The sequence below is a fragment of the Streptomyces sp. GDS52 genome (genome assembly GCF_052246875.1).
In the GTDB taxonomy this organism is placed as follows: domain Bacteria; phylum Actinomycetota; class Actinomycetes; order Streptomycetales; family Streptomycetaceae; genus Streptomyces; species Streptomyces cathayae.
Genome location: NZ_CM125966.1, coordinates 373584 through 398807, shown reverse-complemented (window position 1 = coordinate 398807; position 25224 = coordinate 373584). Strand labels below are relative to the sequence as shown.

The following is a 25224-nucleotide window of genomic DNA, read 5'->3' as shown; positions in this document are numbered from 1 at the left end:
CGCACCGCGTCCGGACTATCCTCGCCGGGACGCGTCCCGCAGCCGTGGCGCCCGCGCTTCCGCGTCCACCGGAACACCGTCCCCCCGCTCCACCTCCGCCGCCAGCTCCCGGGCCCAGGCGACGACACCGTCGAGGTCGATCCCGTGCGGACGCGCGGACCCGGCACCCGCGGCCCACTCCTCCGCCGCGCCCGCCCCGCGCCGCAGCAGCCGGACCCCGCCGGTGAGGTTCCCGCGCGCCGCGTGGGTGAGCCCCACGGCGAGCTGGGCCAGCCCCCGCCACAGCTCCCGCTCCTCCTCGGGCCCCGACTTCCAGGCGTCCTCGAACACCTCGTGCGCGTGGAACGGCTTGCCCTCGTCCAGCAGCCGCTGCGCCTCGGCGACGCTGGCCTCCGGCGGCCGGACGATCCCCTCGGGCTGCCGGGGCACCCCCTCCGCGCCGTACGGCAGCGGCCGCCCCAGCCCGTCCCGCGGCCGGGCGTTGCGCGCCCGCCCCTCACCGTCCCGGTCCCGCGCGGCGGCCGTCCGGTCCGGGGATGTCCTGTCCGTGCTGTCCATACGCCGATTGTCCCCCGTCCGGCCTCGCTTCGGCACGGGGCGCGGTGTGCGGTAAAGTGCTGTCCGCGTGATCACGTGCCTCACCGCACGTGACCGCACCGGGACGTGGCGCAGCTTGGTAGCGCACTTGACTGGGGGTCAAGGGGTCGCAGGTTCAAATCCTGTCGTCCCGACTCGTGAGAGTCGCAGATCGGGGCCGGTTTCGGAGCAATCCGAAACCGGCCTTTGATCATTGTTGGGGACCAGTTGGGACCGGCGTGCTTGACCGGCCTCAGCGTGTCATGACGATCGGTTTCGGCAGCGAGCGCGGTGCGCGGAGCACGCTGAGGTGGGTGGAGAGCGCCGCCCCAACGGCGGTGATCTTGTGTACGTCCGGGTGCAGGTGGCGCTGGGTGGTGGTCAGTGAGCGCTTCCCACCTCACGCTGACGCGTGGTGAAGAACGAGAAGGGTCTTCACGATGTCGGTGATGCGGTTGGTGCTGCAGCGGAGTTTCCGCAGCAGGCGCCACTGCTTCAGGGCAGCCATGGCCTGCTCGCCCAGCGCGCGGATGCGCGCGTGAGCCCGGTTGATGGCCCGCTGACCTGAGGAAAGCCGCTCCCACTTGCCCCGGAAGGGCACCCTGAAGTCGCCTCCGGCGCCCTGGTGGCCCTTGTCCGCCCAGCAGGCCGGACTCGCGGCGGTAAGGGCGGCGATGATGCCGTGGGCGCGGGCGGCCTTGACGTCGTGGAGGGCGCCGGGCAGAGCCGGCGAAGCCCACAGCAATCGGCCGAGAGGATCGGCGAGGACTGCACGTTCAATCCGTGCTTCTCATGCTTCCCGGAACAGAGCGGGCGGTCAGCGGATATGCGGTCGATCGGCAACAGCGTGCCGTCCACGATCACATACGCCGTGGGTGCTGCCGCCTTCACCGCGGCAGCCAGGTCCGGGGCGAGCATGGCCGGCACGTCGACGGCTTCGGCGACGTACCGGTAGGCGGTGGGCGTGCCGGCACCGAACCCGGCCGGGAGCCGGGCATGGGGGGCGTCCCCGGCCGGAGGCTGGGGCGTGTGCCCGCACTGCGGATGGGCCGGCGCGAGCAGTTGGTCCGCCCGCTGGAAAACAGGCAGCTCACGGCCGGAGGCATTCGCCCTACGGGTCGAAGCAGACGAGACCGTGCTCGCGGGCCAGCGAGGCGGCGTACTCGGAGACTTCCTCAGCCGTGCTGTAGGACATGAGCAGGTACACGACCGGACCTGATGCCTCATCGAGGATCGGTGGCGACGCCCACACGACACTGCGGTCGGCGTTGTCCGGGTATTGCTCCGCAAGCGCTTCGACGTAGGCGACGATGCGTGGCGTCGGGGGCACGACGTCGTCCGACTCGAGGTAGCGCTCGCACAGCTCGTCGTAGGTCGCACCCGCTTGATGGTTGTCGAGTGGACGTTCGCCGTCCCACACGGCAAGGTCGTAGCTCACAGGCGAATCGTCGCAGGTAGCGGTTCCGCCGGGGCCGGCAGGCCCTGGGACCGCGTCAGCCGCCGCGAAGGCCCCACTCGTCGAGGCCGCCGTACACGTGAGCCTCAAGGCATCGAGGTGTGTCAAGGCCAACGGCCTCACCGCGGTAGATGGCGATGAGCGAGTCCTGGCCGCGCCACCAGGTGTCGGTGATGCCCTGCACTTCAGGTATCGGCTCGTACCCAGTCAGATCCAGGGACTCGACAGCATTTCCGGTGATCTTTGTGACTGTCCTGGCCCAGCGTCCCGCGTGGAAGGCCAGCGCCAACGATTCCACCCATCCGTCCGTGCCGGCATGCAAGGGTGTCCAGCGGGAGGCATCGATCCCGAACTCACCGTCAGGCCCGATCATGAATCCGTAGGCCATGGACACCCGGCAGCCCCCAGCCGGGAACGACCAGCCTTCCGCGGCCGAGCCCTCGGGACAGTCGGCGGCCAAAATGCGCGGGCCGCCCTCGTAGAACGGGGCCGGCGGCAGGGCGAGGCCGCCCCAGCGGTCCTGGAAGGCCGAGGCCCGGTCGATCTCCGCAGCGGGGATCCCGTGCCCGAGCCATGCATCGCGGTGGTGCCGGATGCCCTGCCGAGGGACACAGATGCCGTGCACCTCGACGAAATTCCGGGCTCTGTGGCTCAGGCCACTTAGTGCGACGGGGGCCGGCGATACGGAGGTGCCTGCCATCACCGCTGCTCGCTGCCGTCGGAGTGGAGCACGGCCGCAGCGATCTCCCGCACGCGGTCCAGGGTGATTCCCCTGCGCTGCTCGACCGCGAGGGGATGGTCGGTGGGCTCGAGCTCGACATAGGGTCGCTCGCCGACCGGGCGGGTGTGGACATGGGTCTTCAGGTTGAGGGTCGTGGGCGAATAGACCTGCAGCTCGGTGGTGAGCCAGCCGAAGTGCGGCTTCTCGGACTCGCGGCCAGGGGTGTCCCACAGGTCCGCGGCGCGGGAGAAGCTCTCACGGCCGAGCGAGACCCAGACTCCTCAGGAGAACACCTCGTCGCTGCCGAGGACCGGTATCTCGATCAAACCCTTGACGAAGTAGTGCTGCCCGCGCACCACGCACTGGTCGGACGAGAGCAGGCAGTCGTCGGCTCCGGCAAAGGCCGGATCCCACACCGCCGGGGCCTCGGCCGTGTAGTTCATCGGCAGCTCGTGGTGGTGCGCACCACAGTAAGAGCAGGTGAATCCGTGATCACTGGTCATGCCGCCGAGCCTAGTGACGGGCTCGATGCCACCGCGGCCGGGAACCCAGCAGCGCGATGAGGACACTGCGCGGCTCGTGACTGGCCAACAAGAACGCTCAGGGCCGCGCACAACGCTCAGTCACAGGAGGGAGCGGTCATCAGGCTTTCCGGGCGCGGCGGTGAGGACGGCAGCGGAGCGCGCGACCAGCGGACGGGGTTGCCGTCGGGGCCGTCGGTGAGCCAGGAACCGTCGCCCAGGGGCGCCAGTTCGTACGGGTTAGTCGTCTCGACGGCGATCTCGCCGCTGAGCGTGCCCGTGCGTACGTCGATCAAGTGGTGGCGGAACCACTCCTCCTCGTCCTGGCCCTCACCGCCCAGGGTGACGATGGCCAGTTCGGGTGTCAGGTAGCCGCCGCTCCATTCGACGAAGGTCTCCTCCGGGTCGTACCCGAAGGCTTCGACCGGCAGGGTGAAGAGCATGTCTCCGCTGGGGTGGTGGTGGAAGGCGACGTCCGCCTGCCCGTGGTCGACGGTCATGAACTGCTGCCCGTCCGGCGCCAGGTCGATCAGGCAGCGATCCCACCACGGGTACGTCACGAACTCCGCCTCGCCCTCGGCCCCGGCCGTACCCCGAAGAATGACGGAACCGTCCTGGCCCTCACCGATGTCGAGGTAGATGCTGCCCCCCACGGGGTGCACGTGGTGGCCGGCGCCGTGCCCGACGGTCTTCAGCTCCCGGCGGGCGAGGACCGCCCCGCTGTCGGCGTCGTGCACGACCCACTGGTCTTTGCCCCCGCGTCCCGCCATCGCGTCCGGCCGGTAGACCCACACGGTCCGGCCGTCCGCGGACAGCGCGCAGCCAGGCCGGTGGCCATGAGGCCGGTCGGAGTGCGGCTCGAAGTTCGATGCCCACACCAGGTCGCAGGCGCGCGTGAGGCAGACGACGCCGTGCAGCGTCGTATACACGACTCGCTCCAGATCGGGCCGGACCACCGATTCCACGACCTCGTCGCCGGGCCGCGGCCGGAACACCGCGGCGGGCTCCAGCACCCCGAGAACGCCGGAGGCCACCACGTAGGCACGGATCCACCCGTCGCGGTGGCGTGTGATCACCCTCGGTTGCCGCGCAGGAATCATCCGCCGAGGCTAACGCGCGGTCCAGGACGGCTGAGATTCGGGATCGGTGGGCGCGATGCCTTCCAAGGCGACCGCCTCCAACGGAACGGGCCGATCCGGTGTCCTGTCGCACTGCGGCTGTCAAAGAGAGAGTCGCGTGGATGTCCCGTGGATCATGGCAGTGGGTGTTGGTCATGGGCTGGGTGCGTCTGAACCGCTGGCTCAACGGCAGACAGATACCCAAGCTGTCACCATTACCTGGGGACCAGTTGGGGGCCACACGGTGCTCGCGACCCTGAACAGTACGCGCGGGGACGTATGTCCTGCACCCTGGTTCCGCCTGATATGCGCATGTAGTTCCTGTGGCCCTCACTCCCAGCGGTCAAGGGGTCGCAGGTTCAAATCCTGTCGTCCCGACTGGAGACGGTCGTAGATCGAGGGCCGGTTTCGGAGACATCCGAAACCGGCCCTCGATCGTTCTTGGGGATCAGGTGAGGTCAGGGCAGACGTCGTACGTAGGCGTCCGGCCCGGAACTACGGGGCCCCGGGGCCAGGCCGTCGGCCGCCGAGGAGAAGGCCACCGTCCGTGCCCGGGCGTCGAGCGGCCGGGCCGCGACGGCCGCCTGGACCGGCGTACCGCCAGCGTCCGTGATCGCCACCTTGGTGCGGCCGCTGCGCAGATCGCGCAGGTACCAGGTGCCCGCCTCCGCCTCGGTCGCGAATGCCCGGAAGAGCAGATACCTGCCGTTGCCGCTCAGTGCCCCGTCGGCGGTCGAGAGGGTCGGATCGGGCGCCTCGACGATGCGCAGGGCGTCGGTGCGCAGGTCGCGGACGAAGACGTTGGAACCGGCGCCGTTGGTGTCCTCGGGACCGAGGTCGGTGGCCGTCGAGGTGAAGGACGCGTACCGGCCGTCGCCGCTGATGCCGCCCTGGGACACCCTGCCGTTGCCGCGGGCGCCCTCGGACGTGGTGTGCAGTGAGCGGTAGGCGCCCGTCGTCGGGTTCGCCACCACGACGTCGGAAGGCGGGTTCGCGAGCACCGGGAAGCCGTAGCACGTGTATACCAGGGCGCGGCCGTCGTCGCTGAGCTGCGGGGTGAGGGGACGGTGCAGGCAGGACGGCTGTACCGCCAGCTCCCCCGTGCGCATGTCCCGCACGCCCACCCCCGCACCCGGCCGGGGAACGGTCGAGCTCGAGGCGAACGCGACGTACCGGCCGTCGCCGCTGGCGGACGCGTGCAGGGCCCACCGCGTGGAACCGCCGAGCTCGTTGCCGACGTACTCCACCTCCCCGCTCCGCAGGTCCCGCCGGTAGACCGACGGGACGTCATGGACCTCGCCCGGTATCAGATCGGCCGAGGCCGACACGAAGACCACGTACCGGCCGTTCGCGCTGATCGCCCCGGCGGTCGCGCCGAGCTCGGACTGGCCTCCGGCGGCGTCGGTGCTGACGCGCTGTGTGCGGCCGGTTCTCAGGTCCCACAGAAAGACGTCCGGGGCGCCGTTGGTGTCACCGGGGACCAGGTTGGACGCCGACGACGTGAACACCGCATACCGGCCGTCGGCGCTGAGTGAGGGGGCCTCTGACGCCCCGTCGGCGCCCTGGGTGAGGCGCAGGGTGTGCGGGGCCCTCGGCTTCTTCCCCGGCTTCCCGTGCTGTGCGTCGGGCGGTGCGGCCGGTGCCCCCGCAGTCGTCAGCAGTACCGCGACGCACGCGGCCGCGGCGGTCACGGCCGTCCTTCCAAGTACGCTTCGCATCAAAGCGGTTCCCCCTTCGAAGTGTGATGGGACGGGCCCGGCCCACCGTCCTCGCGGCGGACCGGGTGAGGTGGGCCGACGCGGATACGTCGGACGTGTCCGTCAGCGCGTTTTCCGGACGTACACGTCACCGCCCGGGCCGCTGCCGGCGGACGCGAAGACGAGGTACCGCTCGTCGGCGTCGGCGGAGGCGTCCCTGGAGGGATCGTGTGCGCCTTCGACGACGCGCTGGACGGGCGAGCCCTCGATCTTCACCTGTCGGTACGGCGACGCGAGAGCGCCCGCGGGCGCCGGAAGCATCGTGGCGCATGTCGAGGCGGTGATTCCGAGCATGGCGGATCTGGACCTCCGGCGCATGACCCCCCTGATTCATCCGTCTCCGGCCCCCACCGGGGACCCTTTGATACAAGCCCAACTCGCTCCGGGAGACAATCCGTTGATTGCTGTACAACCAGGCGGAAAGATCGGTGGTCCGTGCGTGTGACCGGCCGTCTGCGGCCAGTCGGCGGGCAGCGCGCCGCGCCTGTGCAGAGAAGGCCACCCGCTGCCTCACGGCCTCGCTGCCTGCTCGGTACGACGTGACTCCGGGCGATGCCCCGACGGAGGCGGAGACCGTCGCCGTCGAGTGGATCGTCACCGCCCACCCGTCTTCCTTCTCGGATGAGGATGAGGATGAGGACGAGGGGAGCCTGTACCTGTACGACGACGGCAGCGAGCCGGACGAGATCGCGGCCGGGTCCACCAAGATGCCGCTCGCCCCTGGCCGGGTGCTGCCGGTGCTCGACCGCGTACCGGCCTCTGAGTCTGGTCAAGGAGTTCGATGTGGGCCGGGACCGCGCCGGGACGCAAGGGCGGCCCGGGCGGCACTCGACGGGCTTCGGAACCGACCGGCTGCTGCCTGTGGATGCTCGCAGGGCGAGCGCCCCGACGTGGGTACCACTGCGGGTATCACCCTCGGCGGCGCTGTCTCTCCGGTGATGGCGGCGTACCGTGACAGCGTGGCAAACGAAGACTTGGGGCGGACTCTGCGCCGCCTGCGCCGCCTGGCCTGCCTGACGCAAGAAGAGCTGGCCGAACGCTCCGAGGTGTCCGTCGATGTGATCCGTCAGCTCGAACAGGGGCGGAAGCACTCGGCGCGCCTCCCCACGCTGCACGCGCTGGCCAACGGCCTCGGAGTGGAACTGACCACGCTTCTGGGCGACCCGCCTGCGGTTTCCTCCACAGGCGAGAACGACGGACCGCGCTTCGTGGCCGTGCGCCGCGCCATCATGCCCGTGCTGTGGGGACCGGATCCGGAGCCGCCAAGACCTGAGTTCTCCTTGGACCGTCTGCGCGAGCAGATCGCGGACGGCTGGACGCAGTACCACTCCGCCGAGTTCGACACAGTGATGAAGGCACTGCCGGACTTGATCTCGGACGCGCGTACCGCCACGGCATCGAGCAGCGAGGAGGACCGCAGGGCCGGTTTTGCGGCCCTGGGCAAGGCGCTTCAGCTCGCCGGGCATGTCGCCGTGCGGATGGGCAAGACGGATCTAGCCCTGACGAGCCTGGAGCGCGCGGTGGACGCTGCGGGGCAGTCCTCCGATCCACTGCTTCTTCCGATGATCGTCAACTCCACGGCGTGGACCTATCAGAGGCAAGGGCGTCTGTCGGACGCGTTGGGCGTTGCTCTTCGTGCCGCCGCCGACCTGGTGGACGCGGGCCGTACCGAGACGGCCGACGGCCTGAAGGTGTGGGGCGCGCTGACCATGAGCGCCGCCACGTCGGCCGCGCGGAGCGGTGACTACGAGCGGGCGGCGGCGATGATGGAGGAGGCGGAGAAGGAAGCCGCCCGAGTCTCGAAGCTGCCCGACGGTGGCGACAACCGCATGGTCAGCGTCTTCAGTCCGTCGTCGGTTCGTATCGAACGCGTCCGTCTCGCCGTCCAGTACGGGCACCCGCAGGATGCCTTGGCATTGGCCAAGGGGATGCGGCTGAGCAAGGACACTCCGCCGTCCTGGCGGACGTGGCTTCTGCTGGATGTGGCCCGAGCGCACACGGACTCGGGGGATGCGGCCGGAGCGGTGAAGACCTTGGAGTCCCTGCGCAGGGTGGCACCGACCTGGATGCGGCACCACACGTTGGCCGTGGCCATCGTGCGCGACCTGTGGGCGCTCCCCAACCACCCGCCGGGACTACGGCCGTTGGCGGAGTTCCTGGGGGTCAGCGAATAACGTGGGGAAAGTGGGACGTTACGTCCCTGTCGGCGTCCTCGGTATGTCGCTTGCATGAGAGGCAGCACCCCGGCGACCGCGCGAACGGTCCCGGGGCTCGGCCGATCTGAGAAAGCAGACCGACATGCCGCAATCTACAACGCGGGTGCGCCGTACCGGCTGCCCCGGGTACAGCGAAACTCTGCCGCGCCAGCCCGAAAGTGCGGGCGTGGCCCGGCGCTTGGTGCGCGCCGCGCTGACTGTCTGGGGCTTGGACGAACTTGCCGACGACGGTGCTCTGATCGTCTCCGAGCTGGTGGCCAATGCTGTTCAACACGCGCGAAGCCAGACCATCCGGGTCATGGTCACCCGGCCCGAGATCACGCGGGTGTACATCGGCGTCGTGGACAAGTCGAGGGCTTGCCCGGAACCCCGAGAGCCGTGTGAAGAGGACGAGAGCGGACGTGGTCTCGTGCTCGTGGGATCACTGGCGGATGACTGGGGCACCGATGTGCTGCCCTGGGGCAAGCGGGTGTGGGCAGAGCTGCACGGGAAGGAACGCGGATGACCGGTGACCGGATCGCGTGGGTGGGCGACTTGATCCATGCCGAGAACGCCGACCGGTGCGGGATCGTCACGGATGTGCGCGGCGGCGCTGTATGGGTGTTGCGGCCGGAGTCCGGGCCGGGGCAGTGGGTTTCGGAACAGCCGGAGCGCCTGACCGTGGTGACCTCGCGAGAGGAGATGCGGAGACAGATGTAGACAGGTTGGAAGCCCCGGCTTGGTGGGTTCACCCGCCGGGGCTTCGCCGTCTCACGTCCGTTTCGCGGACTTGTTGTATAGAAGGCGGCATGATGACCACGCTGCATGTGTTCTTTCCGTACGTGCCCTCCCGCCCGGCGGCCCTGCGATGACCGCCGGCATCGACACCCCCGACCGCCGGGGGCGCACCGGACTCGACCAGGCCGGACGGGATCTGACCGGGAACCCGCGGGTGAGGGTGCGGGACGTGAGACTGTTGTCCAGCCACTGGTACGTCGAGCGCACGACGACCTTCGACTTCCAACGGGCCGACGGCACCTGGAGCACCCAGGAACGCGAGACGCACGACCGCGGCAACGGCGCCACGATGCTCCTCTACGACGCCGAACGTGAAACCGTGCTGCTCACCCGCCAGTTCCGCTTCCCGGTGTACGCCAACGGCCACCCCGACGGCATGCTGATCGAGACACCGGGCGGCCTGCTCGACGACGAGCAGGAACACCCGGAGATCGCCGTGCGCCGTGAGGTGGTGGAGGAGACCGGGCACACCATCGGAGCCGTCCGGCACGTCTTCGACGTCTACATGAGCCCCGGTTCGGTCACCGAGCGCGTCAGCTTCTACGCTGCCGCCTACGGGTTCTCGACCCGGACCCACGCGGGCGGAGGGCTGGGCGAGGAGGGCGAGGACATCGAGATCCTCGAACTGCCTTTCCGCCGGGCGCTGGAGATGATCCGCACCGGTGAGATCAATGACGCCAAGACCATCATGCTGCTCCAATGGGCGGCGCTGGACGGACCGTTTGCCCGCTGAACCCCGACGCACCGCCGTGTGGCGGGCGGAGCGGACCCGGGTCCTCGTGGCGGCGGCCGGGCTGCCCGGGGTGTCTTCGGGGGCCCGGCTGGAGGGGGCGCGTCGAGCCGTCCGGGGCCGTCGGTGGGACCGTGGAAGGGACACCCGGACATCCGGACACCCAAAGGGAGCGTCGGCCATGAGCACCCACCCCGCCGCCCGTACCATCCGCGCGACCCCCGAAGGCCTGCTGTGGGAGCCCAGTGAGCGCTGGGTGCGCGGTACCGCGGGCGGTGTCACCGTCGTCGACAGCCGCCACCCGCTCCTCGTCTGGGAGCCCCGGCTGCCCGTCCCGCAGTACGCCTTCCCCCGTGCGGAGGTGCGCACGGAGCTCCTCCGCCCCGCACAGGACCCGCCCACGGGCAGGCACACCGGCTCGACGGTCTTCTACGACCTCGAGGCCGGCAGCGGGGTGCGCCCGAACGCGGCCTGGACGTTCCCCGCGGACGACCTGGCCGGCCACATCGCCTTCGAGTGGTTCCGGCGTACCGACACGGGACTCGACCACTGGTACGAGGAGGACGAGGAGATCTTCGTCCATCCCCGTGACCCGTACAAACGGGTGGATGCCATGCCGAGCAGCCGTCACGTCCGGGTCGGGATCGACGGCACGGTCGTTGCCGACACCCGGTCCCCGGTCCTGCTGTTCGAGACCTCCCTGCCGACCCGGTACTACCTGCCGCGCCAGGACGTCCGCCTGGACCTCTTCGAGGCCACGGAGCACAGCACCGACTGCCCGTACAAGGGCACGGCCGACCGGTACTGGTCCTGGCGCGGCGGGGGCGCCGTACCGCCGGACATCGTGTGGAGCTACACCGATCCGCTGCCCGCCGTGGCCGCGATCAGGGGGCGGCTGGCCTTCTTCAACGAGGCGGTCGACCTCACCGTGGACGGTGAGCGCCTCCGGAGCCCGGTCACGCCCTTCAGCGCGAGCCTCAGGACCTGACCAGGAGCTGGAAGTCGAAGGAGTAGCGGGAGGCGCGGTAGACGTGGGTGGCGTACTCCACCGTGCGGCCCGTGTCGTCGTAGGCCGTGCGCTCCATGGTGAGCAGGGCGGCGCCCACCTTCTCGTCCAGGCGGGCCGCCTCCGAGGCCGTGGCCGAGCGGGCGCCGACGGTCTGGCGGGCGCTGTGCAGGGTGATGCCGGCCGAGCGCATCATGCGGTACAGGCCGGTCGACTCCAGGCGGGCGTCGTCCAGGTCGAGCAGGTCGCACGGGAGGTAGTTGCACAGCAGGGCGACCGGCTGGTTGTGGGTGCGGCGCAGGCGTTCCAGCAGGACGACCTCACTGCCTCCTGCCAGGCCGAGCGCGGCGGCCGCCTCGGCGGGCGCCGGGACCGTCTCGTGGCGTACGACCCGTGTGGTCGGGCCCTGCCCCGCCGCCTCCAGGTCGTCGTAGAGGCTGCTCAGTTCCAGTGGCCGTCTGACCCGGCTGTGCACCACCTGGGTGCCCACCCCCCGCCGCCGGACCAGCAGCCCCTTGTCGACGAGGGACTGGATGGCCTGGCGGACGGTGGGGCGGGACAGGCCGAGGCGTACGGAGAGGTCGACCTCGTTGCCCAGGAGGTTGCCCGGGGCGAGGACACCGCGTGCGATCGCCGCCTCCAGTTGCTGGGCGAGCTGGTGGTACAGCGGCACCGGGCTGCCCCGGTCCAGGGCGAAGTCCAGTGTGCTGAGCGCGGATTCGGTCACGGCACGGGGCCGGTCACCGGACTTCGCCATGGGGTGCCTCCCTGTCGAGGGCGCGGTCGGGGACGGTCGGTTCGGGAACTGGTCAGAGGTGGCGCCGTCGGTCGGCGACCCGGGCGTCGTAGCGTTCGCGGGCCCGGACGGCGGCCTCGCGGGAGGCGACCTCGGCCACCGGCACGTCCCACCAGGCCTCGGCCGGGGGAGCGGTGGGGGCCGGGTCCGTCTCGACGTACACGCACGTCGGACGGTCGGCGGTACGGGCCCGCGCCAGGGCGTCCCGCACCTCCCGCACCGTCCTGGCGCGCAGTACGTCCATGCCCAGGCTGGCCGCGTTCGCGGCCAGGTCGACGGGCAGCGGGGCGCCGGAGAAGGTGCCGTCCTCGGCCCGGTAGCGGTAGGCGGTGCCGAAGCGTTCGCCGCCGGTCTCCTCGGACAGGCCGCCGATGGAGGCGTACCCGTGGTTCTGGATCAGGACCATCTTGACGGGCAGCCGCTCCTGGACGGCCGTGACGATCTCCGTCGGCATCATCAGATACGTGCCGTCGCCGACCAGCGCCCAGACCGGGGTGCCGGGCGCGGCCTGCTGGACGCCGAGGGCGGCCGGGATCTCGTAGCCCATGCAGGAGTAGCCGTACTCCAGGTGGTACTGGCGCGGGCTGCGCGCACGCCACAGCTTGTGCAGGTCGCCGGGGAGCGAGCCGGCCGCGTTGATCACCACGTCCGTGTCGCCCACGACCGCGTCGAGCGCGCCGAGGACCTGGGTCTGGGTCGGTACGGCGCTGTCGTCGTCGGCGCGGTAGGCGGTCTCGACGACCTGCTCCCAGCGCTCCTTGCCGGCGCGGTACTCCGCCTCGTACGCCGCGTCCACACGGTGCCCGGTCAGCTCTCCGGCGAGCTGCTCGAGCCCGGTGCGGGCGTCGCCGACCAGGGTGCGCGCCGCCAGCTTGTGGGCGTCGAAGCCGGTGATGTTGAGGTTGAGGAAGCGGACGTCCGGGTGGCGGAAGAGGGTGCCGGAGGCGGTGGTGAAGTCGGTGTAGCGGGTGCCGACGCCGATCACCAGGTCGGCGGTGCGGGCGAGGTCGTCGCTCACCGCGGTGCCGGTGTGGCCGATGCCGCCCAGGTCGGCCGGGTGGTCGTGGCGCAGGGAGCCCTTGCCGGCCTGGGTGGAGGCGACCGGGATGCCGGTGGCGTCGACGAGGGCCTTGAGCGCCGCCTCGGCCTCGCTGTGGTGGACGCCGCCGCCCGCGACGATCAGCGGGCGCCGGGCGGCCCGTACGGCTGCCACGGCCGCCGCCAGCTCGGCCGGGTCCGGTGCCGGACGCCGTACGGGCCAGACGCGGTCGGCGAAGAACTCCTCGGGCCAGTCGTACGCCTCGGCCTGGACGTCCTGCGGCAGTGCGAGGGTGACGGCACCGGTCTCGGCCGGGTCGGCGAGCACCCGCATCGCGTTCAGCGCGGAGGCGATCAGCGCCTCGGGGCGGGTGATCCGGTCGAAGAAGCGGGAGACGGGGCGCAGGGTGTCGTTGACGGAGACGTCGGCCTCGACCGGGTGCTCCAGCTGCTGGAGCAGCGGGTCGGCGGCGCGCGAGGCGAAGTAGTCGCCGGGCAGCAGCAGCACCGGCAGCCGGTTGATCGTGGCGAGGGCGGCGCCGGTGACCAGGTTGGTGGCGCCGGGGCCGATGGACGTCGTCACGGCCTGCGCGGAGAGCCGGTTGAGCTGGCGGGCGTGGGCGACGGCCGCGTGCACCATCGACTGCTCGTTGCGGCCCTGGTGGTACGGCATGACGTCGGCGTACTCGACGAGTGCCTGCCCGACGCCCGCCACGTTGCCGTGGCCGAAGATGCCCCAGGTGCCCGCGATCAGCCGGTGCCGTGCGCCGTCCCGCTCGGTGTACTGGGCGGACAGGAAACGCACCAGGGCCTGGGCGGTGGTCAGTCGGCGGGTGGCGGCGCTCATGCGGACCTCTCCGGGGCGGTGTAGAGGGGGAGACGGGGGTCGACCGGCCGGTCCGGCCAGGTGTCGCGGATCCAGGCGTGGTCGGGGTGGTCGCAGATCAGCCAGGCCCGTTCGGTCTCCGGGCCGGCCATGACGTTGAGGTAGTACATGTGGTGGCCGGGCACCGCCATGGACGGCCCGTGCCAGCCGTCCGGGATGAGGACGACGTCGCCGTCGCGCACCTCGGCGAGCACGTCCGTCTCCCGGTCCGGGCCGGAGGGGGAGACCCGCTGGTAGCCGAGGCCGGGGATGCCGTCGTGGCCGGCGAACTCGAAGTAGTAGATCTCCTCCAGCACGGACTCCTCGCCCGGCCGGTGCTCGTCGTGCTTGTGCGGCGGGAAGGACGACCAGTTGCCGCCCGGGGTGAGCACCTCCACCGCGATCAGCTTGTCGCACTCGAACGTGCCCGCCGCGCCGAAGTTGTTGACCTGCCGGGAGCAGCTCCCGCTGCCGCGCAGCTCCACGGGGACGCCGGAGGCCGGTCCGTAGCGGGCGGGCAGGCGGCGGGTGCAGCGGGCGCCGGTGAGCGCGAACCGGCCGCCCGCGGCGGAGGTCACGCTCGCGCGGGCGTCGCGCGGCACATAGGCGAAGTCGGTGACGCCGTCGAACACACCGGTGCGGCCGGTGAGTTCGAAGGTGTCGTGGCCGAAGTCGTCGTCCGCGACGACCGTGCAGCCGCCGCTCAGCGGCAGCACGATCCACTCGCTGTCACCGGTGTCGAAGGTGTGACTGCCGCCGGGCGGCAGTTCCAGCACGCGCAGGCTGGAGTACCCCCAGCCGGCGGTCTCGGGGGTTACGTCGACGACGTAGGGGCCGGCGTGCGCCCTGCCCGCGGGAAGGTGGTACCTCATGGCGTGCCTCCGTCTCGGAACGGGCTTCTCGACGAGTTTCTCAACGGGCTTCTCAACGGGTTTCTCACAGCAGACTGACGGCCGTGTCCACCGCCGACTCCACGGTGCCGCTCGCCGGGTAGAGCAGCGAGCGGCCGACGACCATGCCCTGCACGGAGGGCAGCCGCAGCGCCTTGCCCCACCGCTCGTACGCCGCCTCCTGGTCGCCGACCTCGCCGCCGAGCAGCACCACGGGCAGGGTGGAGCTCCGCAGGACCTCCGCCATGTCGTCGGCGTTCTCGGTGACGGGCAGTTTCAGCCAGGTGTAGGCGGAGGTGCCGCCGAGGCCGGAGGCGATGGCGATGGACCGGATGACGGCCTCGGCCGACAGGTCGTTGCGGACCCTGCCGTCGACCCGGCGCGAGATGAACGGCTCCACGAACACCGGGAGCCGGCGTTCGGCCATGGCGTCGACGGCGCGGGCGGTGGACTCCAGGGTGGTCAGGGAGCCCGGGTCGTCGTAGTCGATGCGGACCAGCAGCTTGCCCGCGTCGAAGCCGAACCGCTCGATGTCCTCGGGGCGGTGGCCGGTGAAGCGGTCGTCCATCTCGAAGGCCGAGCCCGCCAGCCCGCCGCGGTTCATCGACCCCATGACGACCTTGTTCTCCAGCGCGCCGAGCAGCAGCAGGTCCTCCAGGACGTCGGCGGTGGCCAGCACCCCGTCGACACCGGGCCGGGACAGCGCGACGCAGAGACGTTCCAGCAGATCGGCGCGGTCGGCCATGGCCAGCCGCCGGTCGCCGATGCCGAGCGCGCCCCGTGCGGGATGGTCGGCGGCCACGATCATCAGCCGCCCGTTGTCGCCGATCAGCGGGCGGCGCGCCCGGCGGGCCGCCGCCTCGGCGACGGCCTCGGGATGCCGGGCCCGGACCGCGGTGAGGTCACAGATGCTGAGGTTCACGAGAGGACTCCGTTCAGGGCTGGTTCGGCAGGCGCGCGTCGCCCGGTGGCACGGTGGCGGCCACCGCGACGTCCGCGGCCGAACCACCGGGGAACTTTCCGAATGTTTCGCCCTTCGCCGGCGGAACTCCGGTCTCCAACGGGTAAAGGTCGACCCCGATGCGACCCAAGGTGATCAGGTCGAAATACTGTGGTGCGTCTGAGTCGGTCATCGAGCGAAGCTCCTCGAACTGCTGGGGATGCGGGTCCCCTGGCGCCCTGCGACGGTGGGGACGTGGAAAGCCAGGGACCTGCCGCCTCTCAGGTGTAGGTCGCGGAGGGCGACGCTGTCAATAGTTTGTACTTACATTCGGACTAGCTGGTGAAAGGATGTCTTAACAAAGTATTGACAGAGTGCTCGGCAAGGGATTTGATCCCGTCCCAGCACGACAGCCGTTTCGCACGACAGACCGGACGTCCGAGGCTCCGGGGAGGATCCTCGGAACCCGCCCTTTTTCCGCGTAGCACAGTGAGGTGCAGGCTAAGATGGACCGCTCTTCTCACCACCGCCCCCGCAGGATCGTGCCGTTCGTCGCGGTGGCCGCGGCGGCCGCCCTGACCCTTGCCGGCTGCTCCAGCGGTTCCGGTGGCAAGAAGTCCGAGGACGGCGCGGACGCCTCCTCGACGGGCAAGGCGAGCACGCCCCGCATGACGGTGGCCCTCGTCACGCACCAGGCACCCGGTGACACCTTCTGGGACATCGTCCGCAAGGGCGCCGAGGCCGCCGCCGCCAAGGACAACGTCAAGCTCATCTACTCCGCCGACCCGAACGCGGGCAACCAGGCCAGCCTGGTGCAGAACGCGATCGACCAGAAGGTCGACGGCATCGCCATCACCCTCGCCAAGCCGGACGCGCTCAAGAGCGTCATCGGCAAGGCGACGAAGGCCGGCATACCCGTCGTCGGCATCAACTCCGGTCTGAGCGACTGGAAGGACCTCGGCCTGCTCGAGTTCTTCGGCCAGGACGAGTCCGTCGCGGGTGAGGCCTTCGGCAAGAAGCTGAACGAGGTGGGTGCGAAGAACACCGTCTGCGTCATCCACGAGCAGGGCAACGTCGGCCTGACCCAGCGCTGCGACGGCCTGAAGAAGACCTTCGAGGGCAAGACCCAGATCCTCAACGTCAACGGCGTCGACATGCCGTCGGTGAAGTCGACGATCACCGCCAAGCTCAAGCAGGACTCCGCCATCGACTACGTCGCCACCCTCGGCGCCCCGTTCGCGCCGACCGCGGTGCAGTCGGTGGGCGACGCCGGCAGCAAGGCGAAGGTCGCCACCTTCGACCTCAACAAGGACCTGACCAAGGCGATCCAGGCCGGCGACATCGAGTTCGCCGTGGACCAGCAGCCCTACCTCCAGGGCTACCTCGCCATCGACGGCCTGTGGCTCTACGAGAACAACGGCAACTACAGCGGCGGCGGTGAGCAGCCGGTGCTGACCGGCCCGGCGTTCGTCGACAAGTCCAACGTCGACGCGGTCTCCGAGTACGCCGCGAAGGGCACTCGGTGATCAGCATGACCCGACAGGCTGAGCCGGCGGTGACCCCACCGCCGGCCCCCGGCCCGAAGGAGACCGACGGCCGCACCGCGCGGCGCACACCGGCCCGCAGACTGCTGGCCAGGCCTGAGGTCGGCGTCTTCCTCGGCGTCGTGGTCGTTCTGGTGTTCTTCCTGATCGCCGCCCCGCCGATGCGGGACAGCAACTCGATGGCGAACATCCTGTACCAGTCCTCGACCATCGGCATCATGGCCCTGCCGGTGGCGCTGCTGATGATCGGCGGCGAGGTCGACCTCTCGGCGGGCGTCGCCGTGGTCACCTCGGCGCTCACCGCGAGCATGCTCGCCTACCAGCTGTCCATGAACGTATGGGTGGGCGTCATCGCCGCCCTCGCGGTGTCCCTCGCCGTCGGCATGTTCAACGGCTGGTTCCTGATGAAGACGGGCCTGCCCAGCTTCCTGGTCACCCTCGGCACCTTCCTGATCCTCCAGGGCATCAACCTGGCCGTGACCAAGACGGTCACCGGGAACGTCGCGACCGACGACATCAGCGACATGGACGGCTTCGCCCAGGCCCAGGCCCTCTTCGCCTCCAGCTTCGAGCTGGGCGGTGTCCAGGTGAAGATCACCATCGTGTGGTGGCTGGTCTTCGCCGCCCTCGCCGCCTGGGTGCTGCTCCGCACCAAGTACGGCAACTGGATTTTCGCGGTCGGCGGCAACAAGGAGAGCGCCCGCGCCGTCGGCGTGCCGGTGAACCTCACCAAGATCTCCCTGTACATGCTGGTCGGCTTCGGCGCCTGGTTCGTCGGCATGCACCAGCTGTTCTCCTTCAACACCGTGCAGTCCGGCGAGGGCGTGGGCCAGGAGCTCATCTACATCGCCGCCGCGGTGATCGGCGGCTGCCTGATGACCGGCGGCTACGGCTCCGCGATCGGCCCGGTCTTCGGCGCCTTCATGTTCGGCATGGTGCAGCAGGGGATCGTCTACGCCGGCTGGAACCCCGACTGGTTCAAGGCATTCCTCGGCGTCATGCTCCTCGGCGCCGTCCTCATCAATCTGTGGGTCCAGCGCACGGCGACCCGGAGGTGACAGCGATGACCGACGACACGACCGGCACCCACGGTGCCGCCCCCCAGGACACCGCCCCGGACGGGGAGCGCCCCCTGGTCGAACTCCGCGGCGCCGGCAAGTCCTACGGCAACATCCGCGCCCTGCACGGTGTCGACCTGAACGTCCGCCCCGGCAAGGTGACCTGTGTCCTCGGGGACAACGGCGCCGGCAAGTCCACCCTCATCAAGATCATCTCCGGACTGCACCGGCACACCGAGGGCGAGTTCCTCGTCGACGGCACCCCGGTACGCTTCTCCACCCCGCGCGAGGCCCTCGACCAGGGCATCGCCACCGTCTACCAGGACCTCGCCGTCGTCCCGCTGATGCCGGTGTGGCGCAACTTCTTCCTCGGCTCCGAGATGACCAAGGGCCCCTGGCCCCTGCGCCGCCTCGACATCGACCGGATGAAGAGGACCGCGGACGAGGAACTGCGCAACATGGGCATCGTCCTGGACGACCTGGAGCAGCCCATCGGCACCCTCTCCGGCGGCCAGCGCCAGTGCGTGGCCATCGCCCGTGCCGTCTACTTCGGCGCCCGCGTCCTCATCCTCGACGAGCCCACCGCCGCGCTCGGCGTCAAACAGTCCGGTGTGGTGCTGAAGTACATCGCCGCCGCCCGCGACCGCGGCCTCGGCGTCATCTTCATCACCCACAACCCGCACCACGCCTACATGGTCGGCGACCACTTCAGCGTCCTGCGCCTGGGCACCCTGGAACTCTCCGCCGCCCGCAGCGAGGTCACCCTCGAGGAACTCACCCACCACATGGCCGGCGGCACCGAACTCGCCGCCCTCAAGCACGAGCTGGCGCAGGTGCGCGGCGTCGACGTGGAGGAGCTCCCCGAGGCGGAGGACCTCCAGACCCCCGCAGCGGCATCCCCGGAAGGAAAGACCTGACATGGCAGTCGCGCTCGACCGCATCCGGGTGGGCTCCGCCCCCGACTCCTGGGGCGTCTGGTTCCCCGACGACCCGCAGCAGGTGCCCTGGCAGCGCTTCCTCGACGAGGTCGCCGAGGCCGGCTACTCCTGGATCGAACTCGGTCCCTACGGCTACCTCCCGACCGACCCCGCCCGCCTGGCCGACGAGGTGAAGAAGCGGGACCTCAAGGTCTCCGCCGGCACCATCTTCTGCGGACTGCACCGCGGCCCCTCCGAGTGGGAGTCCACCTGGGAGCAGGTCGGCCGGGTCGCCTCCCTCACCCAGGCCATGGGCGCCGAGCACCTCGTCGTCATCCCGTCCTTCTGGCGCGACGACAAGACCGCCGAGATACTGGAGGCCCCGGAGCTCACCACCGAGCAGTGGGGCCACCTCACCCGGGGCATGGAACGCCTCGCCCGCCAGGTGCGGGACACCTACGGTCTCGACATCGTCGTCCACCCGCACGCCGACACCCACATCGACACCGAGGAACACGTCGAGCGCTTCCTCGACTCCACCGACTCCTCCCTGGTCAACCTCTGCCTCGACACCGGCCACTACGCCTACTGCGGCGGCGACAGCGTCAAGCTGATCGAGACCTACGGCGAACGCATCGGCTATCTGCACCTCAAGCAGGTCGACCCGGAGATCCTCGCCGACGTGGTCGAGAACGAGATCCCGTTCGGCCCCGCCGTGCAGCGCGGCGTGATGTGCGAACCGCCCGCCGGTGTACCGGAGCTGGGCCCGGTCCTCACGGCCGCCCAGAAGCTGGGCGTGGACCTGTTCGCGATCGTCGAGCAGGACATGTACCCCTGCGAACCGGACAAGCCGCTGCCGATCGCGGTCCGCACCCGCACGTTCCTCCGCTCCTGCGGCGCCTGACGGCCAGGAGCCCGGCCACCCGGAAACCCGACCGCCCGGAAAGGGGAGACGACGACATGAACCGGCAGGAACCCCTGGGAATCGCCGTCATCGGCACGGGCCGCATGGGCGCGGACCATGTGCGCCGGATCGACCGGGTCATCAGCGGCGCGCGGGTCACCGCCGTCGTCGACCTCGACGCGGAACGGGCCGAGACGGTGGCCGCCGGCGTCGACGGCTGCACCGCTCACACCGACCCGGCCGCCGCGATGACGGCGGCCGACGTCGACGCCGTCCTCATCGCCTCCCCGGGGCCGGCCCACGAGGCGGCCCTGCTCACCGCGTTCGAGCACGACCTGCCCGTACTGTGCGAGAAACCCCTCACCCCCGACGCGGCCTCCGCGCTGCGGGTCGTGGAAGCCGAACAGGCACTCGGCCACCGCCGCGTCCAGGTCGGCTTCATGCGCCGCTACGACGCCGAGTACGTCCGCCTCAAAGCCCTGTTGGAGAGCGGGCAGCTGGGCCGCCCCCTGATGCTGCACAACCGGCACCGCAACGTGGCCAGCCCGCCGTTCTTCACCAGCTCCATGCTGATCAGCGACTCCGTGGCGCACGAAGTGGACGCCACCCGCTGGCTGCTGGGCCACGAGATCACCGCGGTCACGGTCCTGCGCCCCACCCCCTCCGCCGGTGCCCCGGACGGACTGCGCGACCCGCAGTTCGTCGTCCTGGAGACCGACGGCGGCGCGCTCAGTGACGTCGAGATCTTCGTCAACTGCGGTTTCGGCTACCAGGTCCAGGCCGAGGCGGTCTGCGAACGCGGCACCGCCCGCATCGGCGACGGCCACGACCTGGTCACCCACATGGCCGGCCGCTGGGGCGGCACCATCGCCCAGGACTGGGCCGAACGCTTCGCCCAGGCCTACGACGACGAGGTCCAGGCCTGGGTGGACACCACCCGCCGGGGCGAGGTCACCGGCCCCAGCACCTGGGACGGCTACGCGGCGGCCGCCGTCTGCGAGGCCGGCGTCCGGTCCCTGGAGGAAGGCGGCCGGGTCGCGGTCGAACTGGCGGAGAAGCCCCCGCTGTACCGGTGAGACGACGTGACGCGTGAGTGGGGGCCGTCCTTCGGAAGGACGGCCCCCACGCTCATGCCCGACGTACTTCCTCGAGGGTGACGGGGCGGTGCTCGTGCAGCGAGAGGGTGCACGCCTCCGCGATCCAGCCTGCCTCCAGCGCGTCCTCGATCGTGCACGGAGAGGGGCGGGTCCCGGCCACGACCTCGGTGAACGCGGTCAGTTCGGCCCGGTAGGCCGCGGTGAAGCGGTCCATGAAGAAGTCGTGCGGGGTGCCGGAGGGGAACGTCGTGCCCGGCTCCACCGACCGCAGCGGCAGCTTGTCCTCCAGGCCGACCGCGATGGAGTCCTGGAAGCCGTGGATCTCCATGCGGACGTCGTAACCCCGCGCGTTGTGGCGGCTGTTGGACACCACGGCGATGGTGCCGTCGTCCAGGGTGAGGAGCGCGCCGGTGGTGTCGGCGTCGCCCGCCTCCCTGATGTAGTCGGCACCCCGGTTGCCGCCCACCGCGTACACCTCGGTCACCTCCCGGCCGGTCACCCAGCGGATGATGTCGAAGTCGTGCACGGAGCAGTCGCGGAAGATGCCGCCGGACGCGGCGATGTACGCGGCCGGCGGCGGCGCCGGGTCCAGCGTGGTGGAGCGCACGGTGTGCAGCGTGCCGAGTTCGCCGCTGTGCACGGCGGCCCGCGCGGCGACGAAGGCGGCGTCGAACCGGCGGTTGTAGCCGATCTGGATCGGCACGTCCCGGCCCTCGACCGCCTTCAGCACCCGTACGCCCTCGGCCATCGTGCCGGCCACGGGCTTCTCGCAGAACACGGGGACGCCCGCCTCGACACAGGCGAGGATCAGCCCCGGGTGGGCGTCGGTCGCCGCGGCGACCACCACGCCGTCCACCCCGGCCGCGAGCACGGCCTCGGGGGAGTCGGCGACCTCGGCGTCGAACCGGTCGGCGGCGGCCTTCGCGGCGTCCGCGAACGGGTCGGAGACGACGAGCGACTCGACGGCGTCGAGCCCGGAGAGGGTCTCGGCGTGGAAGGCGCCGATACGGCCGAGGCCGAGGATTCCGATGCGCATGGGGCGGTGCTCCTTGGGTGCGGGGGTGCGGGGGTGCGGGGACGTGGGGGTGCGGGGACACGGGGGTGCGGGGGTGCGTACGAGCGGACCGCGACAGAGCGGGGAGGTCAGTCGAGGCCGCCGAGGACGTTCTGGTCCCAGTCGATCACGGAGCCGGTGACCACGCCGGAGCGGTCGGACAGCAGGAGGACCACGAAGTCGGCGATCTCGTCCGGCCGGCCCAGCCTGCCCATCGGCAGCCGGGCGGCGGCCCGCTCGCGCCAGTCGTCCCCGGCGGCGTGGAAGGTGCGCTGGGTGGCGTCCTCGCCCTCGGTCGCCGTCCAGCCGATGTTCAGCCCGTTGATCCGGACCCGGTCCCACCGGTGGGCGTGCGCCGCGTTCCTCGTCAGGCCCATGAGCCCGGCCTTCGCGGCGACATAGGGCGCCAGGAACGGCTGCCCGCCGTGCGCCGACGAGGTGATGATGTTGACGACCGTGCCGGGCGCCTCGCGCCGCACCATGTCCGCCACGGCGGCCTGCATGGCGAAGAACGGTGCCCTGAGGTTGATCGCGATGTGCTGGTCGAACAGCTCCGGTGTGGTGTCCAGCAGCGTGCCGCGCGCGGTCAGCCCCGCCGAGTTGACCAGGCAGTCGACCCGGCCGTGGGCCCGCACCACCTGGGCGACGGACCCCTTCGCCTGCTCGGCGTCCGCCAGGTCGGCGCGGACGAACATCGCCTCGCCGCCCGCGGCCGCCAACTCCGCCACCAGGGCCTCACCGGGCTCGGTCCGGCGCCCGGTGACCGCGACGGCCGCCCCCGCGCGGACCGCGGCCCGCGCGACGGCGGCGCCGACGCCCTGGCTGCCGCCGTTGACGAGGACGACCTTGTCGTCGAGAAGTCCCATGACTGTGCTCCGTGGGGTCCGGGTCCTTTCAGCTGTGACGTCGTCCGGCGGCGGCCCGCAGCGCGTCCCGCAGCGTCCGCGCGGTCCACTCCTCGCGCAGCGCCCGCCGCACGAGGTCGGCCTGCGAGGGCGGGGCCATACCGTCGGCCGGCGGGTCGTTGTCGAGGTTGGTGGGGAAGGGGTAGCCCTCGGCGCTCGCCGCGATCACGTTCTCCTGCCACTGCTCGCCGGCGCCCTCCGCCCGGCCCCTGAGCAGCGCCGGGTAGACGGCTCCGGTCACGGCCTCGCGGTCCACCGTCTCCATGGCCCGGCCGAACGCGGAGGACACCTGGAGCAGGTTGGCCATGCGCCGGATGTCCGCCGAGCGGTTGGCGCCGGCCGCGTGGAACAGCGCCGGGTTGAAGAAGACCGCGTCGCCCTTGGCGAGCGGCAGTTGTACATGGTGCTCCTCGAAGTACGCCTGGAACTCGGGGAGCCGCCAGGCGAGGTAGCCGGGCCCGTACTTCTGCGAGTGCGGCAGATACAGCGTGGGACCGGACTCGACGGGCATGTCGCAGTGCGCGACCGCGCCCTGCAGGGTGAGCACGGGGGAGAGGCGGTGCACATGTGCCGGGTAGGCGGCGGCGACCTCGTTGGACAGGAAGCCCAGGTGGTAGTCGCGGTGCACGGTCTGGGCGGCGCCGCCCGGGTTGACCACGTTGATCTGGGAGGTGACCTGGTAACCGGGGCCGAGCCAGGCCGAGGAGACCAGGGCGATCACGTCGTTGGCGTAGTAGTCCGCGAAGGCCGACGGGTCGTGCAGGGCGGTCTTCTCCAGGGCGTTCCACACCCGGTCGTTGGCGCCCGGCTTGGCGAAGTGGTCGCCGGCGGTGACGCCCGTGGCGCGCTGCTCGGCGATCAGGGCGTCGAACACGGCGGTGGCCCGGTCCACGACCGCCGGGTCGGGGAAGGCACCCCGGACGACCACGATGCCGGGGCCCCCGGCGAGGGCGCGCACCAACTCGGCCTGCGCGTCGCGGCGGTCGGCGAGGGCGAGCCGGTCGGCGTCGTAGAGCAGCACGTTCCGCTCCACGGCCGAGGCGTGCGGGTAGTCGGCGCCTTCCGTGGTCTGCTCGACCAGGGCACGGAAGGCGTCCAGGTCGCAGTCCTGCTCGGACAGCCAGGGCCGCTGCTCCGTGGACGGCTGGGCCGGGGTGGAAGCGGTGGAGAAGGACATGTTCGTCCCTTCGGGTCACGGGGGGACTCGGCTCTGCCATTCTTGTCAGTACAAAGCCTTCGAACAACCATCAGCCAGCCATCAAAAACCCCTCAGAAGCCTCAGGAGCCGGCGCATGGGCCACCCCTTCCCGATCAGGGAGATCGCACGTCAGGCAGGGCTGAGCGAGGCCACGGTCGACCGGGTCCTCAACGGCCGCGGCGGGGTACGGGAGAGCACCGCGCAGGAGGTGCGCCGTGCGATCGCCGACCTGGACCGGCAGCGCACCCAGGTCCGGCTGGTCGGCCGCACGTTCATGGTGGACATCGTGATGCAGTCGCCCGAGCGGTTCTCCACCGCCGTACGCGCCGCCCTGGAGGCCGAACTGCCCGCGCTGCACCCGGCGGTGGTCCGCTCCCGCTTCCACTTCCGTGAGACCGGCCCCGCCGAGGAGCTGACCGCCGTCCTCGACCGGATCGCCCGGCGCGGCTCGCAGGGCGTGATCCTCAAGGCGCCGGACGTCCCCGGGATCACCGCCGCCGTCGGCCGGCTCGCCGCGGCGGGCATCCCGGTGGTGACCCTGGTGACCGACCTGCCGACGAGCGCCCGGGTCGGCTGTGTCGGCAGCGACAACCGGGCCGCGGGCGCCACCGCCGCCTATCTCGTGGGCCAGTGGCTGGGGGACCGGCCCGGCCATGTGCTCACCAGCCTCAGCAGCGGATTCTTCCGTAACGAGGAGGAACGCGAGATGGGCTTCCGGGCCGCCATGCGCGCCCGGCATCCGGGGCGTGCCCTCGTCGAGATCGCCGAGGGCCAGGGCCTGGACACCACCCAGTACGACCTCGTCCGGGCCGCCCTGGACCACGACCCGGACATCCGCGCGGTCTACTCGATCGGCGGCGGCAACATCGCGACCCTGCGTGCCTTCGAGGACGCCGGGCGGGAGTGCGCCGTGTTCGTCGCGCACGACCTCGACCACGACAACACCCGCCTGCTGCGCGAGCACCGCCTGTCCGCGGTGCTCCACCACGACCTGCGCCAGGACCTGCGCGAGGCCTGCCACATCGTGATGCGCGCGCACGGCGCCCTGCCGCCCGCGGGCCCCACCCTGCCGTCCCCGATCCAGGTGGTCACGCCGTACAACATGCCGCCGCAGGCCGTGACGTGACGGAGTGACGGCGC

At 71.0% G+C, this 25224-nt stretch carries 24 protein-coding genes, 1 tRNA gene and 3 pseudogenes; 12 read left to right on the top strand and 16 right to left on the bottom strand.

The window, feature by feature from the left end; translation table 11 throughout:
• Positions 1–15 precede the first annotated feature (15 nt).
• Positions 16–558 (bottom strand): DUF309 domain-containing protein, encoded by a 543-nt coding sequence (locus ACTWJ9_RS01965; RefSeq protein ID WP_387035947.1) that lies wholly within the window; start codon positions 556–558, stop codon positions 16–18.
• Positions 559–657: 99 nt separating this feature from the next.
• Here ACTWJ9_RS01965 and ACTWJ9_RS01960 point away from each other — a divergent pair.
• Positions 658–731 (top strand) — tRNA-Pro (locus tag ACTWJ9_RS01960).
• 245 nt (positions 732–976) lie between these two features.
• Here the strand turns inward: ACTWJ9_RS01960 and ACTWJ9_RS01955 are convergent.
• The 7 genes and pseudogenes from ACTWJ9_RS01955 to ACTWJ9_RS01925 form a co-directional block, all read right to left on the bottom strand.
• Positions 977–1755: pseudogene (locus tag ACTWJ9_RS01955) on the bottom strand (transposase family protein).
• Positions 1688–2014, bottom strand: coding sequence for a hypothetical protein (locus tag ACTWJ9_RS01950; RefSeq protein ID WP_443295086.1), 327 nt, complete (start codon positions 2012–2014; stop codon positions 1688–1690). Before ACTWJ9_RS01950 ends, ACTWJ9_RS01955 begins: the two are co-directional and overlap by 68 nt.
• A 55-nt stretch (positions 2015–2069) precedes the next feature.
• Positions 2070–2732 (bottom strand): hypothetical protein, encoded by a 663-nt coding sequence (locus tag ACTWJ9_RS01945; RefSeq protein WP_443295085.1) that lies wholly within the window; start codon positions 2730–2732, stop codon positions 2070–2072.
• Positions 2732–3196, bottom strand: a pseudogene (locus ACTWJ9_RS01940) (DUF2199 domain-containing protein). The gene ACTWJ9_RS01945 and the pseudogene ACTWJ9_RS01940 overlap by 1 nt, the downstream one beginning before the upstream one ends.
• 176 nt (positions 3197–3372) lie before the next feature.
• Positions 3373–4374: a hypothetical protein gene (locus ACTWJ9_RS01935; RefSeq protein WP_443295084.1), complete on the bottom strand. Its 1002-nt coding sequence runs from the start codon at positions 4372–4374 to the stop codon at positions 3373–3375.
• Positions 4375–4850: 476 nt separating this feature from the next.
• Positions 4851–6083 carry a TolB family protein gene (locus ACTWJ9_RS01930; protein WP_443295083.1) on the bottom strand — a complete coding sequence of 411 codons (1233 nt, stop codon included), beginning with the start codon at positions 6081–6083 and terminating at the stop codon, positions 4851–4853.
• 129 nt (positions 6084–6212) lie between these two features.
• The gene (locus ACTWJ9_RS01925; protein WP_387035955.1) at positions 6213–6443 is read right to left on the bottom strand and encodes a hypothetical protein; all 231 of its coding nucleotides are present in this window, start codon (positions 6441–6443) and stop codon (positions 6213–6215) included.
• A 665-nt stretch (positions 6444–7108) separates the two neighbouring features.
• Between ACTWJ9_RS01925 and ACTWJ9_RS01920 the strand changes: the two genes are divergently transcribed.
• From ACTWJ9_RS01920 to ACTWJ9_RS01900, 5 genes are all read left to right on the top strand, one after another.
• Entirely contained in the window at positions 7109–8323 is a 1215-nt protein-coding gene (locus ACTWJ9_RS01920; RefSeq protein ID WP_387035987.1) for a helix-turn-helix domain-containing protein, read from the top strand.
• A 124-nt stretch (positions 8324–8447) separates the two neighbouring features.
• The gene (locus ACTWJ9_RS01915; protein ID WP_387035957.1) at positions 8448–8870 is read left to right on the top strand and encodes an ATP-binding protein; all 423 of its coding nucleotides are present in this window, start codon (positions 8448–8450) and stop codon (positions 8868–8870) included.
• Complete coding sequence (locus ACTWJ9_RS01910) at positions 8867–9064, top strand: hypothetical protein (RefSeq protein ID WP_387035959.1); 198 nt, start codon at positions 8867–8869, stop codon at positions 9062–9064. The genes ACTWJ9_RS01915 and ACTWJ9_RS01910 overlap by 4 nt, the downstream gene beginning before the upstream one ends.
• 148 nt (positions 9065–9212) lie before the next feature.
• On the top strand, positions 9213–9875 hold the full coding sequence (locus ACTWJ9_RS01905; protein WP_387035961.1) for an NUDIX domain-containing protein: 663 nt from the start codon (positions 9213–9215) through the stop codon (positions 9873–9875).
• Positions 9876–10053: 178 nt separating this feature from the next.
• Positions 10054–10860, top strand: a complete 807-nt coding sequence (locus tag ACTWJ9_RS01900; RefSeq protein ID WP_443295081.1) for a DUF427 domain-containing protein — start codon at positions 10054–10056, stop codon at positions 10858–10860.
• Here the strand turns inward: ACTWJ9_RS01900 and ACTWJ9_RS01895 are convergent.
• The 5 genes and pseudogenes from ACTWJ9_RS01895 to ACTWJ9_RS01875 form a co-directional block, all read right to left on the bottom strand.
• Positions 10850–11635 (bottom strand): GntR family transcriptional regulator, encoded by a 786-nt coding sequence (locus tag ACTWJ9_RS01895; protein WP_279332300.1) that lies wholly within the window; start codon positions 11633–11635, stop codon positions 10850–10852. The two genes, ACTWJ9_RS01900 and ACTWJ9_RS01895, sit on opposite strands and share 11 nt — an antisense overlap.
• Before the next feature lie 52 nt (positions 11636–11687).
• The gene (gene iolD / locus ACTWJ9_RS01890) at positions 11688–13559 is read right to left on the bottom strand and encodes a 3D-(3,5/4)-trihydroxycyclohexane-1,2-dione acylhydrolase (decyclizing) (protein ID WP_443295079.1); all 1872 of its coding nucleotides are present in this window, start codon (positions 13557–13559) and stop codon (positions 11688–11690) included.
• A complete protein-coding gene (iolB, locus tag ACTWJ9_RS01885) occupies positions 13556–14449 on the bottom strand; it encodes a 5-deoxy-glucuronate isomerase (protein ID WP_387035969.1) in 894 nt (297 codons plus the stop codon). The genes iolD and iolB overlap by 4 nt, the downstream gene beginning before the upstream one ends.
• Positions 14450–14513: 64 nt before the next feature.
• Entirely contained in the window at positions 14514–15389 is an 876-nt protein-coding gene (locus ACTWJ9_RS01880; protein WP_443295077.1) for a Cgl0159 family (beta/alpha)8-fold protein, read from the bottom strand.
• 55 nt (positions 15390–15444) lie between these two features.
• Positions 15445–15600, bottom strand: a pseudogene (locus ACTWJ9_RS01875) (5-dehydro-2-deoxygluconokinase); the annotation flags it as partial.
• A 313-nt stretch (positions 15601–15913) separates the two neighbouring features.
• Here ACTWJ9_RS01875 and ACTWJ9_RS01870 point away from each other — a divergent pair.
• From ACTWJ9_RS01870 to ACTWJ9_RS01850, 5 genes are read left to right on the top strand one after another with little or no spacing between them, the layout of a single operon-like run.
• The gene (locus ACTWJ9_RS01870) at positions 15914–16933 is read left to right on the top strand and encodes a sugar ABC transporter substrate-binding protein (RefSeq protein WP_443295076.1); all 1020 of its coding nucleotides are present in this window, start codon (positions 15914–15916) and stop codon (positions 16931–16933) included.
• On the top strand, positions 16933–18009 hold the full coding sequence (locus tag ACTWJ9_RS01865; RefSeq protein ID WP_443295938.1) for an ABC transporter permease: 1077 nt from the start codon (positions 16933–16935) through the stop codon (positions 18007–18009). The genes ACTWJ9_RS01870 and ACTWJ9_RS01865 overlap by 1 nt, the downstream gene beginning before the upstream one ends.
• 5 nt (positions 18010–18014) lie before the next feature.
• Positions 18015–18926 carry an ATP-binding cassette domain-containing protein gene (locus ACTWJ9_RS01860; RefSeq protein WP_443295074.1) on the top strand — a complete coding sequence of 304 codons (912 nt, stop codon included), beginning with the start codon at positions 18015–18017 and terminating at the stop codon, positions 18924–18926.
• 1 nt (position 18927) lies between these two features.
• On the top strand, positions 18928–19830 hold the full coding sequence (locus ACTWJ9_RS01855) for a sugar phosphate isomerase/epimerase family protein (protein WP_387035972.1): 903 nt from the start codon (positions 18928–18930) through the stop codon (positions 19828–19830).
• A gap of 56 nt (positions 19831–19886) precedes the next feature.
• A complete protein-coding gene (locus ACTWJ9_RS01850; RefSeq protein WP_387035974.1) occupies positions 19887–20906 on the top strand; it encodes a Gfo/Idh/MocA family protein in 1020 nt (339 codons plus the stop codon).
• Positions 20907–20958: 52 nt separating this feature from the next.
• On the opposite strand, the gene ACTWJ9_RS01845 is transcribed toward ACTWJ9_RS01850, so the two are convergent.
• From ACTWJ9_RS01845 to ACTWJ9_RS01835, 3 genes are all read right to left on the bottom strand, one after another.
• On the bottom strand, positions 20959–21963 hold the full coding sequence (locus ACTWJ9_RS01845; RefSeq protein ID WP_387035976.1) for a Gfo/Idh/MocA family protein: 1005 nt from the start codon (positions 21961–21963) through the stop codon (positions 20959–20961).
• 107 nt (positions 21964–22070) lie between these two features.
• Positions 22071–22847: an SDR family oxidoreductase gene (locus tag ACTWJ9_RS01840; protein ID WP_279332290.1), complete on the bottom strand. Its 777-nt coding sequence runs from the start codon at positions 22845–22847 to the stop codon at positions 22071–22073.
• A gap of 28 nt (positions 22848–22875) precedes the next feature.
• Positions 22876–24063 (bottom strand): phytanoyl-CoA dioxygenase family protein, encoded by a 1188-nt coding sequence (locus tag ACTWJ9_RS01835; protein ID WP_279332289.1) that lies wholly within the window; start codon positions 24061–24063, stop codon positions 22876–22878.
• A gap of 115 nt (positions 24064–24178) precedes the next feature.
• Between ACTWJ9_RS01835 and ACTWJ9_RS01830 the strand changes: the two genes are divergently transcribed.
• Positions 24179–25210, top strand: coding sequence for a LacI family DNA-binding transcriptional regulator (locus ACTWJ9_RS01830; protein WP_279332288.1), 1032 nt, complete (start codon positions 24179–24181; stop codon positions 25208–25210).
• Positions 25211–25224 lie beyond the last annotated feature (14 nt).